Raw genomic sequence first — 13,152 nt, forward strand, 5'->3', positions numbered from 1 at the left:
CCTTATCCTTTACATAGCTTCCATAGAATAGGCTATAATAAGCTCTGCAGTGGCAACCACTGCGTCCTGATGAGTTCTTTCATAAGCATGAGATGCAAAGACCCCAGGACCTATTAAGGCTGCTTTGAAATCCCAGCCGGCAGCAAGGGCTGCGGAGGCATCTGAGCCATAATAAGGATAAATATCTACTCTATAATCTATATTCTTATCACGACATAGAGCTGTCAGCTTCTTTCTGAGCTCTAAATCATAAGGCCCAGAGGAATCCTTGGCACAAATGCATACAGAATACTCAGAGGAATTCTGACCTTTACCAGGAGCTCCCATGTCTACAGATATAAATTCCTTGATATTTTTTGAATGGGAGGAGCTGGCTCCATGTCCTACTTCCTCATAGTTGCTGAAAAAGAAGCTGGTGGTGTATGGAAGCTTAATATTATTCTCTTTTAGATATTTGATAGCATAAAGTAATATGGAGGCGCTTGCTTTATCGTCTAAATATCTGCTCTTAATAAAGCCTGAAGAGGTGAAGGTAGTTCTTGTATCAGGGAATATAAAGTCACCTACAGATATTCCTAGGGCTTCTACAGAGCTTTTATCCTTGACCTTTTCATCCAGTACTACCTCCATGTTTTCTGGAGTTTTTTTAAGCTCTCTAGCATCATTTCCATGAATATGCACTGAAGGCTTAATATTCTGAAAAGTACCTGTATAATTTTTTTCATCCATGGTTTCAATTATGCAACTCTCTCCATCTATAGAAGACATCATGTATCCTCCTATGGGTACGATGGATAATGTACCGTTCTCATTAATTGCCTTAACCATTGCTCCAAGGGTATCTATATGAGCTGAAAAGCTCCTCTCAATGGTATTATCCTCACCCTCTAAAACAGCAATAACTGCCCCTTTATTGGTAGTATGGTAGTTAACTTTTAAATCTGTTAGGATATCCTTTATATACTTGGTAGCTTTTGAGGTATTCCCTGTAGGACTTGGAATGGATAAAAGCTCCTGCATATACTTTTGTATTATCGTATAATCAATATAATTATTCATAAAATCCCCTCCGTTACTTAATTATATATTATTTTCGTAGATTATTACCAAATTATTAAATAAATTTTTCTTAAATAGAAACTATTACTGGAGCATAAACGTATATATTATGTAGATTAGATTGAAATATTTAGTGAATTATTTTTGATAATTACGTTTTATTAACCATAAAGCTATAGTATAATTAAACAGAAAGAAGGGATTAAGATGGGAGAGAGACAACTGAGAAAAAAAACAAAAGCAAAAGCAAAGAAAACTCCAATTATAATTGCTGCTATTATTATAATTTCCTTAATATTAGGTGCATCGGCATATACTGCTTACAGCTATTCTGAGGTAAAGAAGTGGAATGATATAATTTACCCTGGCGTTGCAGTAGGAGATATAGATATTTCAGGTGACACAAAGGAAGAGGCATTAAATAAATTAAAGAGCAACATTTCTGATAAAGTTAATGGTAGTAAAATAACTATAAATATGGAAGGCAAAAGCTACGAGCTTCCAATGGAAAGCTTAGGCTTTGAGTATAATTTTGAGGAAATAGTGGACGAGGCATTTAGCTTTGGTAAGGATCAAAAGCTATTTGGTAAGTATTCCTTAATAAAAAATCCTTCTGATAAAAAGATAGATTATAAATATAGCTATAATGAAGAAGCAATAGATGCTTTTGTACAGAGAATAGCTAATGACCTTAATAAGGAATCAAAAAATGCTACCATAGCCATTACTGGCAGCAATATAAAGGTTACCGATGATATTAAAGGTTATAAGGTTAATGGTGATGCCATTAAAGAATCTATAAAGGCCAAGCTTTCTGAAGGAATTACAGATAATATTACCCTTGAAGGCTCCGGAGAGGTTGTAGTAGCAAATATTACAGGAGAAGCTTTAAGGAAGATCGATACAAAGATATCCAGCTATACTACTAACTATAGCACCTCCACTGCAGGAAGAGCTTATAATGTAGAGCTTTCTGCTAAATCTATTAATGGAACCCTCCTTATGCCTGGAGAGGTTTTTAGCTACAATCAGGTGGTAGGTGAAAGAACAGCTTCCAGAGGCTATAAGGAAGCAGGAGTATACGTTGGTAATAAGGTAGAGCAGGGGATAGGAGGAGGAATATGTCAGACCTCTAGCGCTTTATATGTTGCTGCCATGAGTGCAAATCTTCGATCTGTTTCTAGGACAAACCATTCCATGACAGTAAGCTATATGCCTGCAGGTATGGATGCCACTGTTAACTGGGGAACTATAGATTATCAATTTAAAAATAATTATGATTTTCCTGTTTATATTCAGACTGTAACCGCTAATAGAAATCTTACAATCAGCTTTTATGGTAATGGAGCTGGCATGGAAGGAAAAACCTATAAGCTTATCTCTCAGGTAGTTCAAACCATAGAACCTTCTACAAAGGTTATTGAGGATGAGACTATGAATGAAGGAACTACTTCTTGGGATACTAAGCCAGTAACAGGCTATGTAGCAAAATCCTATCTAGTGACCTATCAAAATGGTGCTGAGATTAACAGAGAAGCTATATCTACTGATAAATATATAGCTGTTAATGGAGTAATGAGAAAGGGAACTAAGAAGGTTGAGGTTAAGGAAGAAAAGCCTGCTGAAGATGCTACAGTGACTGAAAAACCTGCTGAAACTCCTGCTGAAACTCCTGCTCCATAAAGGATAAGCTAAACAATATGTTTTCTTTAAAATTTAATTCTAAAAAGACTCTTTATAGGGTCTTTTTTTTATAGAATTTAAGCTTATTTATAAAAAAATGATAATAATAAAAAGTAAACAATATCCAATTTTATGTATTTAAGATTAAAAATTATGTTAGAATTATAATGTATGAATTTTTCTGAAAAAGTACGGTAGGAGTGATTACATGGAAAACTACAATCTATTAATAGAAAGTATATTAAAAAACATAGGAAAAGTAATAATAGGGAAAAGAGGGCCTATAGAGGATATATTAAAAGGCATATTAGCAGAGGGGCATATATTGATTGAAGATGTACCGGGTGTAGGGAAAACAACTCTTATTAAAGCCCTGGCAAAATCCTTAAATCTTTCCTTCAGTAGAATACAGTTCACTCCTGATTTATTACCCTCGGATATTACAGGAGTATCAATATATAATCAAAGAGACATGGAGTTTAAATTTAATAAAGGACCTATATTTTCTAATATAGTATTGGCAGATGAAATCAACAGAACATCCCCTAAGACCCAATCGGCTTTATTAGAAGCCATGGAAGAGGGGCAGATTTCTGAGGGAAACAATACCTATACTCTGGAGGAGCCATTTATTGTTTTGGCTACACAAAATCCCATAGAATATGAAGGGACTTTTTTGCTTCCAGAGGCACAGCTAGACAGATTTATAATCAGGGTAAGCATAGGCTATCCCTCTATGCAGCATGAGATTAACATGATGGAAACCTACAGAAACAATAGACCTCTCGATTTGATTAATACAGTAGCTGATGGTAAGGATATTATAGAGCTTCAGAAGCAGACCAGGGAAGTTAAGGTTACAGGAGATATAAATAGATATATAGTGGATATCGTCAATGCCACAAGAAACAGTAGCTATATTACCCTAGGAGCTAGTCCGAGAGCTTCTCTAGCCCTTCTTAGGGTTGCTCAGGCAACGGCTTTAATCAGTGGAAGAAGCTATGTTATTCCAGAGGATGTTAAGGTAAATGTTACTTTAGTCTTAAGCCATAGGATATTGCTTTCTTCTTTAGGTAAGTCAAAGGGCTTTAATGAAGAAGGTATATTAGAGCAGCTTATAAATAAGGTAGCTGCACCAAAGGTAGTATGATGATAAAGCTAAACCTGCGATACATGCTCCTTATCTTTATTTCCTTTATAGTTTCCCTATCCTTAGGTGGGATTCTTGTTAATAGAATCTTTTATATGCTCTTAACATTACTAGGTATAGCTGTTTTGTTATCACTTTTCTTTATATTTAGCATAAAAATAGGAGCTCGCACCGATGATAAGCAATATTTCGCTGGAGATAAAGCAGAGCTTATTATAACTGTAGAGAATAAGTATATATTTTATATACCTTATATTATTTTTATGATGCCAGTCCTTTCAAAATTTATTAAGGAATACAATGGTGAGCTAGTGTCTCTTAGTTCAAAGGAGGAGCTTTACATCAGGTGTAAGCTCTCCTTAAAGACAAGAGGTGCTTATCCTTTAGAAGAGGTAATTATTTGGACAAGAGACCCCCTTGGCATAATCAATCTCAGAAGAAAGAGAGTGCTGGAGGAAATACTAAAGGTATACCCTAAAAGATATGCTATAAATGAAAAGCTTATAACACAAGAAGAAGCCTTTCAGAGCTTAATACATGATCCCAGGACCTTAGAAGATCCATATAGCAGCAGGGATTTAAGAAAATATAGGGTAGGGGACAATCTTAAAAGAGTCAACTGGAAGGTTACTGCAAAGAAAAATGAAGTGTTCATCAGAAATTACGATCATGTTACCGGTGATGAGTTTTCTATATTTCTTGATATGCACAGGGATAATAATTATATTGATGCAGAAGGTAGGGCAGAAGAGCTTATGGTGGATTTTGCTCTTTCCTTGGGAGCTTATTTTGTAGATAAGGCTATAAAAACCACAATTCATATGAACAAGCTCCATAGAAAATCCTCCACCCTCAACAACCAAAGAGAGGTGGTAGAGCTCGTTGAGTATATGATTAAGGAGAAAAGCGATGGCAAAAGCGATTTTAAATCCTTCGTCACAGAAAATATTCATAAGCTCAAGTCAAAAGGAGCAGTGGCTCTCATCACTTATAAAGCAACAGAAGAAATAAGAGAGGCTCTTATAGCTCTTAAGGAGCAGGGATATAGACCTGTGCTTTTTATTGCTTTAAAGGAAGAGGATTATGAAGCTATGAAGCAGCCGCTAGAGAGACTTGGTATATCCATATATATAATTAATGATGTAATTAGAAATGAAGAATTGTAAGAAGGAGGAATAATGTGAATTGGCTTAAAAAGAATTATATAAATATCCTAGTGATATATATAAATATTATATTTATTGCCCTAGCAATATTTGATGCTTATCAGCTTATCAATACAGACCTCCCTTATATATTCGCTGTAATTACTGGTGGAATAGTACTATACTATGCTTTTAATCTTATCTTGTCTAGAATGAAGAACAAAAAGCTATTTATTCTCCTGTGTATTATTCTTTTGATAGGAACAACTATATTTTTTAAGGATGAGGTTGGACAATTCATCTATAATAGGGTAATTATACAGATTGATGTAATAAATGGCTTACTAGTGGAGCAGAAGTCTATTGACTTTTATCATTTTAAGAATATTTTTATGATTTCTATTCCTATAATCGTCTTTGTAATCTTGAGTCTATCTACAATTGGGAGATTGGATTATATTCTTTTTATGAACCTTGGAGTCCTGGCTTTTTTATGGGTTCTTGGTTATACAGAAACTATAGAAAAGCTATTATTACCTTTTGCTGCTATAATTGGCTTTACTCTAGGGGTGAACAATCATAACCTCTTTATGAAAAAGATAGCAAATAATAGGATAAGACACGGAGTGAGGCCTGTAAGGATAGTGCTGCCCTTACTGCTTATTACCATAATTGCTGCTTTTATAACCTCATATATATCCTATAGCAATCAAGGGAAGTATTATACAGATATTTTTCAGAAGCTTAGAGATATAGTTATAACCTATGATAGGGATGGGGGAATTAACATTGGAAATAGAAAATTCACCCTCAAATCCTCAGGGTATAATGATAGTAGCGTTGTCCTAGGAGGGTCAATAACAATAAGTCATGATGAGGTTCTGGAGGTAGAAAGTGATAAGCCTTTATATCTTAAGGGCTCTAGTAAGGATATTTATGATGGAAAAACATGGGATGGGACTTTTGGAAACGGGATTAAAAGAAACTATTTTCATGTGAAGGATGATGTTAGTGAAATTGATATAAATAATCAGACACCTACTAGTATTCATAGGATTTCAATCAAGCCATTAACTGGCTATAGGAATTTATTTGTTCCTATTAATACTGCTTCAATAGAAGCGGATAGAGTTATTTATGTAAATGATAGAACGAAAACAGCGTATTTCGATAACTTCAATGAAGAGGAGTATACCATTGAATATAATGAGTATACTATGCCCTCCAATGGCATGATAGAGAAGAATACAAGATATCAAGCAATTGTAGCTGAAAATTTTAGTGAGGAGCTGCAGCTCTATAGTGGGATAACCCCTAGAACTAAAACCTTGGTATCGGAGCTCATAAGAGGGATGTCTACGGATATGGAGGTTGTTAATGCAATAGAAGAGTACATTTCTGATAACTATAGTTATTCCTTAAATGTAGCTCCAATTCCTGAGGGACAAGATTTTGTTGATTATTATCTTTTTGACACCTTTAGTGGCTATTGTGTTTATTCTGCTTCGGCGGTGACCATAATGCTCAGAATAGCAGGTATACCAGCTCGCTACGTGGAAGGCTTTAAAACCTCAGAAAGTAGTAAGGTGGATGGAGTTTATACCGTAACCAATGCTGATGCTCATGCATGGACAGAGGCCTATATTTTTGATGGAGAAAGCTATAGATGGGTAACTGTAGATGCTTCCACAACTCCTGCAGAGCTTCAAGAAGAACAGGATAATGATGAGGAAGGTACTAATGGTGCAGATTCACCTGATAATCCAGATGACAATGGAAATAATTCTCCTAGTCAGGGGCCGGTGGTTGATCCAGCCATAGAAAATCCTATTCCTGAAGAGGAAGGTGGAAAGGTAGAAGCTGATAAAGGAGGTATTCCAAAAGTATTTATCTATTCTGCCATTGCTATAGTAGCTATTCTATTGTTAGGTAGAGTTTTATATAAAATTATCATTATATTTTATATAATTAGAACTGAGGACAATAAAGCTCTATATAGCTATTTTATCAAAAGATTAAGAAGGTATGGTTATAAAAAAGAAAAGGGAATAACTGATAGAGAGTTTATACAGAGTATAGATAATAAAGAGCTCATGGTAAATATAATGAAGCTCTTGGATATGGTATATGCAGAGCATTTCGGTGGCATGGCTATAAAAGCAGATAAAAAACGACTATATAAAGATATTGAAGGCTCAATTAAGAACCTCTATGGCAAGAGCTATAAGTACTATTTATTTAAATATTTATTATAAAGTGCTTGTAATATAAACTAAATACTAATTAAAGATAAATGTTATAAGGAGAAGATATGAACTATAAGCTTATTTGTATAGATATGGATGGCACTCTTCTAAATGCTCAGAAGGAGGTTAGCCATAGAAATAGAAAAGCGCTGATAAATGCCTCGGAGAGAGGGGTTAAGGTGGTTATTTCCTCAGGAAGAGCCTATAATTTTGCAGTTCCCTTTGTAGATTATACAGAGGAGGAAATCCCCATAATAACTGCTAATGGAGCATTAGTTAAAGAAAAAAATAGTGGTAAGGTGCTTTACAAGAAGATATTGGGTGCAGTTAACGCATCAAAGATATATCAGATTTTTAATAAGTATGATATTCCCGTATCGTATTTTTCCGATGATAGGTTATTATCAGAGGAAAGTCATAAGATGGTATTTCAATATAATTTGATAAACAAAATACTTCCTGAGGAGCTAAGGTTTAAATTGATACTTAATAACTCTCTAGAAGAATGGGAAAAATCCTTTCTCAAATATAATGATGATATCCTTAAATGCTTAGTGATTCATGAGGATAAGGATACGCTGTATAGGGCTAGAAGGGAAATAGAAGCTACCATAGAGGAGATAGAGGTAACCAGCTCCGGAGAAAATGTGGTAGAGATTAATAGCAAGGGAGTATCCAAAGGTAGAGCTGTAGAGCTGCTGGCTGGGATATACAATATAAAAAAGGAAGAGATTATATGTATAGGTGATGGAGAAAATGACATATCCATGCTGGAGGCAGCAGGAATGCCCATTGCCATGGAAAATGCTCCTGATATAGTAAAGGAAAAGGCAAGGTTTATAACAGACAGCAATGATAAAGATGGAGTAGCAAAGGCAATTGAACGCTTTGTACTGGGAAATTAATATTAAAAGGTCTTTGGGAGGAGTTTCAAAGGCCTTTTATATATGCTTATCCTTATGGTGCTTTATAAATGCTTTGACTAAAATATTCTATTATTATAAACTAGTGAGGTGATTAATTTTTATTTTATAAAAATTATTATCTTCTTAGGAGGTAAGTAAGTGAACTTAAATATAGTATTATTTCAACCTGAAATTCCTCAAAATACCGGAAATATTGCAAGAACCTGTGTGCTGACTAACTCTAAGCTTCATTTGATTAAGCCCTTAGGCTTTACTCTAGAAGAAAAGCACTTAAAGAGAGCAGGACTGGATTATTGGAAGGATTTGAGCCTTGAAATTCATGAAAGCTATGAAGACTTTCGAAAAAAATATCCTGAAGCAGTACTCTATCTATCTACTACCCATGGCTCAAAGTTTTATGATGAAGTAAGCTATAAAGAAGGGGACTTTATAGTTTTTGGGAGAGAATCATCTGGGCTACCTGATTATATAAAAGAAGAAAATAGGGAAAACTGTATAAGGGTACCTATGCTTCAAACTAGTACTCGTTCATTAAATCTATCAAATACTGTAGCTATTGTAGCATATGAGGCATTGAGGCAGCTGGGATATCCAAATATGAAGTAGGGGGATTAATGTAATGCAAAAGATTAAGTTAATAACTGATAGCACCTGTGATTTATCTAAGGAGCTCATAAAAAAGTACGATATTGAGATGATACCTTTAGTGGTTAATATAAATGATGAAAGTTATTTAGATGGTGTTGATATAGACATTCATGAGCTTCTGGAAAAAATGTCTCAGGAGGATGTTAAGGTTTCTACCTCACAGGTAGTACCTAGCAGATTTCATCAGTATTATCAAAGATATATAGAAGAAGGATATTCTATTATATCTATTCATCTTTCCTCTGAAATAAGTGGAACCTATCATTCAGCCTGTATAGCAAAAGAGATGGTGGATAGTGATAAAATATTTGTGGTTGACTCTAAAAATGTTACCAGTGGTTTAGGCTTGTTGGTCCTTAAGGCTGCAGAGCTAATAGAAGCAGGTGAATCTATAGAGGATATACTCTCTACTCTAGATAATAAAAAAGAAAAAACGGAAAGTTTATTAGCCTTTGAAAGCCTGGATAACCTTGTAAAGGGTGGTAGATTATCTAAAACCGCCGGAATAATAGGCTCCATGCTTGGAATTAAAGTAATCCTTGGAGTCATTGATGGAAAGATGGCTGTAAAGGACAAGATGAGGGGAAGCAAAAAAGCTGTAAAATATATCATAGATAGCTTTGAAAAGACTAGTTTCTCAAAAGAGGATGTTGTTATGCTCCTCTCCATAGAAAATACGGATATATATATGCCTCTTAAGGAATATCTAGATAACAATAATATCAAATACATAGATAATAAGGTAGGATGTACCGTAGGAATTCATTCCGGACCTAAGGCCTGTGGTATATTTTATTTTAAGGAATAATTATACTTATCAAAAAGCTGTGAAGATAAAATCTTCACAGCTTTTTGTTGATTATAGAAAACTTTAAATGAAACCAAAAAATTTTGGATGTTTATCTTAATCGGAAAACATTTGAGATATATAACACTTCCCATTGGTCCCTATAACTACTCCTATCCCTGTTCTTCTATAATTGCTATTTAGAATATTACTTCTATGTCCCTCAGAAGCCATCCAGGCGAAAACTATGTTCTCTACAGAGATATTTTCTCTTAAGGATGATTGATTTGAAGAGCTCATGGTATATAAATTCTCCCCAAAGGTATTAAAGGTATGACCATAAGCTTTAGCTATATCAGAGGGACCTTTGCTATATGGGGAGTTGTGTGAAAAGTAGTCATATTGAAGCATTTCATTAGCCTTATATCTTGCAGCACTTCTAAGAGTACCGTTTGCTGAGAGGCTTACCACTCCAGCATTACTCCTTTCGGCGTTGATAAGGGATAATATCTTTTCCTCCACCTCTGCTGAAAATTCATAACCATGGTTACTAGGAAGTGAAGGGAGAGAAGGGGCTCCTTCGTTAGCGCTGCTGTTAGGAGTAGTGCTTTCATCTGTGCCGGTATTACTACCTGTTCCTGAAGAGCTTTGACCCGATGAGCTCTGTCCTGATGATGGTGGAGTATTGGTATTATCTTTATTATCTCCGATAGTGGCTGGTTTTTTCTGTTCTCCTGAGTTATTAGAAGGAGATTGATTCTGTGTACTCTGACCACTGTTTTGAGTGGTGGAAGGAGTTTTTCCATTTTCCTCTTTTTTGATTTCTTCTTTTGTAGTATCAGAGTCTTTAGAAACCCTGTCACTAACCTTTGAGCTAGGAACGGGAATTCTTCCTACACCACCTTTATCAGAGCTTCTATTACAGCCAGAGATAAATAGCAGTGACAGAGAAAGGGTTAATATAAAAATATACTTTAAAAAAAGCTTCATAGTATTATCCTCCTGTTATGAACTTGGGTTCGATAAAGTCTATAGTTATTATTACCAAAGATTTCATTAATATTATTTTTATAAATTGAGGAAACTTTGCGCAGGATAGCTTTTCGAGTCAGAATAATATTTTCAAATTAACAAATAATAATCAGAGCACAACTAAAAAAATATAGTAAGTATACATTTTTATATTATAATCAACACCTTATGGAATAACTAGAGGTTTAGTGTTAAATTAGAAAATTATTCATGTAATAGGAGGTATTTTATGTATAAAAGGTTAGGGGTCTTAATTGCTCTAAGTGTTCTTTTAATTGGAGGAATAGGCTGTGGTGGAAATCAAGGAGCAGGAAATCAGGGGTCAGGAGCCTCTCTCAAGGTGGGCTTAGTTACTGATCAAGGAGGAGCAAATGATGGTTCCTTCAATGAAGCAGCAGACATAGGTATAAAGAGAGCCGAGGAGGACTTTGGAATAAAGAGGCTTAATCCAATAGAATCCCTTCAGCAGGAGCAGTATCAGCCTAATCTTAAGACTATGGCAGGAGCTGCAGATTTAACTGTAGGCGCAGGCTTTATGATGGCGAGCTCTATGAAGGCTGTATCGGATCAGCTGCCTGATAAAAAATTTTTAATGGTAGATGCTACGATAGATAGCCCTAATGTTTTAAGCTATGTGTTCAAAGAACAGGAAGGGGCTTATTTAGCTGGAGTAATGGCTGGTACTCTCACAAAGAGTAATAAGATTGGCTTTATAGGAGGTAAGACAGGAGAGGTTATTGAACGCTTTGAAGCTGGCTTTGCTGCTGGGGTTGCCTCAGTGAACCTTGAAGCTGCAAAAGGTCTTATTCCTGTCAATGCTAATTCTCATGGAACCTTTGTAAAATATATAGATAGCTTTAACGATCAAAGTAAGGCTAAGGAAGCTGCTAATATATTATATAATTCTGGAGCAGATATAATATTTCATTGTGCTGCAGGGGCTGGTGAGGGACTTTTTTTAGCTGCTAAAGAGAAAGGAAAGTATGCAATAGGCGTTGATTCTGATCAGGCAAAACTTCTCCCAAGCTACGCTGATGTTATTCTATTTTCTGTTATTAAAAAGGTAGATGAAGCGGTTTATAGTGCTATTGATAGTTTACAAAAGGGAGAGTTTAAGGGAGGAAGCACCATAAGCCTTGGAGTTAAGGAAAATGGAGTAGGGATATCTGAAACCCTTAATGAAGCTGTAAATGAAGAAGCAAAGGAGGCTGTCAGAAGAGCTGAAGAGTCAGTTAGAAGTGGATCCTTAACAATACCTGATACCTTAGATAAACTTCTGAAATTTGAAGCACCTTCCTTAAAGCAGTAATAAACCCAGGAACTATATATAGAAATTAGATATGCAATAGGAGGTATTTGAATGTATAAAAGGCTAGTAATAATAATTGCTCTAAGCACTTTTTTTCTCACAGGAATTGGTTGCGGAGGAAATCAAGGCGGAGCTAGCAATGAAGCAGGGGGAGCTCTTAGGGTAGGATTAGTTGCAGATCAGGGAGGAGTCAATGACGGTTCCTTCAATGAAGCAGCAGACAGAGGTATAAAGAAGGCGGAGGAGAACTTAGGAATAAAGAGAATTAACCCTATAGAATCTCTTCAACAGGAGCAGTATCAACCAAATCTTAAAACCATGGCAGGAGCTGCAGATTTAACTGTAGGCGCAGGCTTTATCATGGCTAGCTCTATGAAGGCTGTTTCGGAGCAGCTGCCGGATAAGAAATTCCTCATTGTAGATACTATTGTGGATAGTCCTAATGTTGTAAGCTACGTGTTTAAAGAACAGGAAGGTGCTTATTTAGGTGGAGTAATGGCTGGTGTTCTCACAAAGACCAATAAGATTGGTTTTATAGGAGGTAAGGAAGGAGATGTTATTGAACGCTTTGAAGCTGGCTTTGCTGCTGGTGTAGCCTCAGTGAATCCCGAAGCTGCAAAGGGTCTTATTCCTGCTAGTGCCAATTCTCATGGTGCCTATGTTAAATATATAGACAGCTTTAGCGACCAAAGTAAGGCTAAGGAAGCTGCTAACATACTATACAATTCAGGAGTAGACATAATATTTCATAGCGCAGGTGGAGCTGGTCAGGGGCTATTTTTAGCTGCCAAGGAGAGAGGGAAGTATGCAATAGGAGTTGATTTAGATCAGGCTAAGCTTCTTCCTGACTATGGAGATGTTATTCTGTTTTCCGTAATTAAAAAGGTAGATGAAGCGGTTTTTAGTGCTATAGAGAATTTACAAAAAGGAGAGTTCAAGGGAGGAAGTACTATAAAGCTTGGCGTTAAGGAAGATGCTATAGGAATCTCTGAAACCCTTAACAAGGCTGTAACCGATAAAGCTAAGGATGCACGCACAAGAGCAGAAGAAGTAGTAAGAAGCGAATCCCTTATAATACCAGATACTTTAGATAAGCTTCTTAAATTCGAGGCCCCATCCTTAAAGGAGGCGCCATAGACTCAGAAAGACTAGGAAGGCCCGTCTAGA

At 35.8% G+C, this 13,152-nt stretch carries 11 protein-coding genes; 9 read left to right on the forward strand and 2 right to left on the reverse strand.

The annotated features are described in order from the left end of the window. Positions 1–9 precede the first annotated feature (9 nt). The gene (locus ACPWSR_RS11950) at positions 10–1,059 is read right to left on the reverse strand and encodes a M42 family metallopeptidase (RefSeq protein ID WP_426348453.1); all 1,050 of its coding nucleotides are present in this window, start codon (positions 1,057–1,059) and stop codon (positions 10–12) included. A gap of 207 nt (positions 1,060–1,266) precedes the next feature. Between ACPWSR_RS11950 and ACPWSR_RS11955 the strand changes: the two genes are divergently transcribed. From ACPWSR_RS11955 to ACPWSR_RS11985, 7 genes are all read left to right on the forward strand, one after another. Further along, entirely contained in the window at positions 1,267–2,742 is a 1,476-nt protein-coding gene (locus tag ACPWSR_RS11955; RefSeq protein ID WP_426348454.1) for a VanW family protein, read from the forward strand. Between the two features lie 208 nt (positions 2,743–2,950). Then, complete coding sequence (locus ACPWSR_RS11960; RefSeq protein WP_426348455.1) at positions 2,951–3,892, forward strand: AAA family ATPase; 942 nt, start codon at positions 2,951–2,953, stop codon at positions 3,890–3,892. Continuing rightward, positions 3,889–5,058 (forward strand): DUF58 domain-containing protein, encoded by a 1,170-nt coding sequence (locus ACPWSR_RS11965; protein ID WP_426348456.1) that lies wholly within the window; start codon positions 3,889–3,891, stop codon positions 5,056–5,058. Before ACPWSR_RS11960 ends, ACPWSR_RS11965 begins: the two co-directional genes overlap by 4 nt. A gap of 14 nt (positions 5,059–5,072) precedes the next feature. Then, entirely contained in the window at positions 5,073–7,292 is a 2,220-nt protein-coding gene (locus tag ACPWSR_RS11970; protein ID WP_426348457.1) for a transglutaminase domain-containing protein, read from the forward strand. A gap of 56 nt (positions 7,293–7,348) precedes the next feature. Beyond that, the gene (locus ACPWSR_RS11975; RefSeq protein WP_426348458.1) at positions 7,349–8,188 is read left to right on the forward strand and encodes a Cof-type HAD-IIB family hydrolase; all 840 of its coding nucleotides are present in this window, start codon (positions 7,349–7,351) and stop codon (positions 8,186–8,188) included. Between the two features lie 159 nt (positions 8,189–8,347). Further along, entirely contained in the window at positions 8,348–8,815 is a 468-nt protein-coding gene (trmL, locus tag ACPWSR_RS11980; RefSeq protein ID WP_426348459.1) for a tRNA (uridine(34)/cytosine(34)/5-carboxymethylaminomethyluridine(34)-2'-O)-methyltransferase TrmL, read from the forward strand. A gap of 13 nt (positions 8,816–8,828) precedes the next feature. Beyond that, positions 8,829–9,665: a DegV family protein gene (locus tag ACPWSR_RS11985; RefSeq protein WP_426348460.1), complete on the forward strand. Its 837-nt coding sequence runs from the start codon at positions 8,829–8,831 to the stop codon at positions 9,663–9,665. A 96-nt stretch (positions 9,666–9,761) separates the two neighbouring features. Here ACPWSR_RS11985 and ACPWSR_RS11990 read toward each other — a convergent pair whose 3' ends face one another. Continuing rightward, positions 9,762–10,634, reverse strand: coding sequence for a CAP domain-containing protein (locus ACPWSR_RS11990; RefSeq protein WP_426348461.1), 873 nt, complete (start codon positions 10,632–10,634; stop codon positions 9,762–9,764). 271 nt (positions 10,635–10,905) lie between these two features. Between ACPWSR_RS11990 and ACPWSR_RS11995 the strand changes: the two genes are divergently transcribed. Beyond that, positions 10,906–11,985, forward strand: a complete 1,080-nt coding sequence (locus ACPWSR_RS11995; RefSeq protein WP_426348462.1) for a BMP family lipoprotein — start codon at positions 10,906–10,908, stop codon at positions 11,983–11,985. 51 nt (positions 11,986–12,036) lie between these two features. Next, positions 12,037–13,122, forward strand: a complete 1,086-nt coding sequence (locus ACPWSR_RS12000; protein ID WP_426348463.1) for a BMP family lipoprotein — start codon at positions 12,037–12,039, stop codon at positions 13,120–13,122. Positions 13,123–13,152: the final 30 nt, after the last annotated feature.

The sequence above is a fragment of the Alloiococcus sp. CFN-8 genome, assembly GCF_049943125.1.
Taxonomy (GTDB): Bacteria; Bacillota; Clostridia; order Clostridiales; family Clostridiaceae; genus JAEXZL01.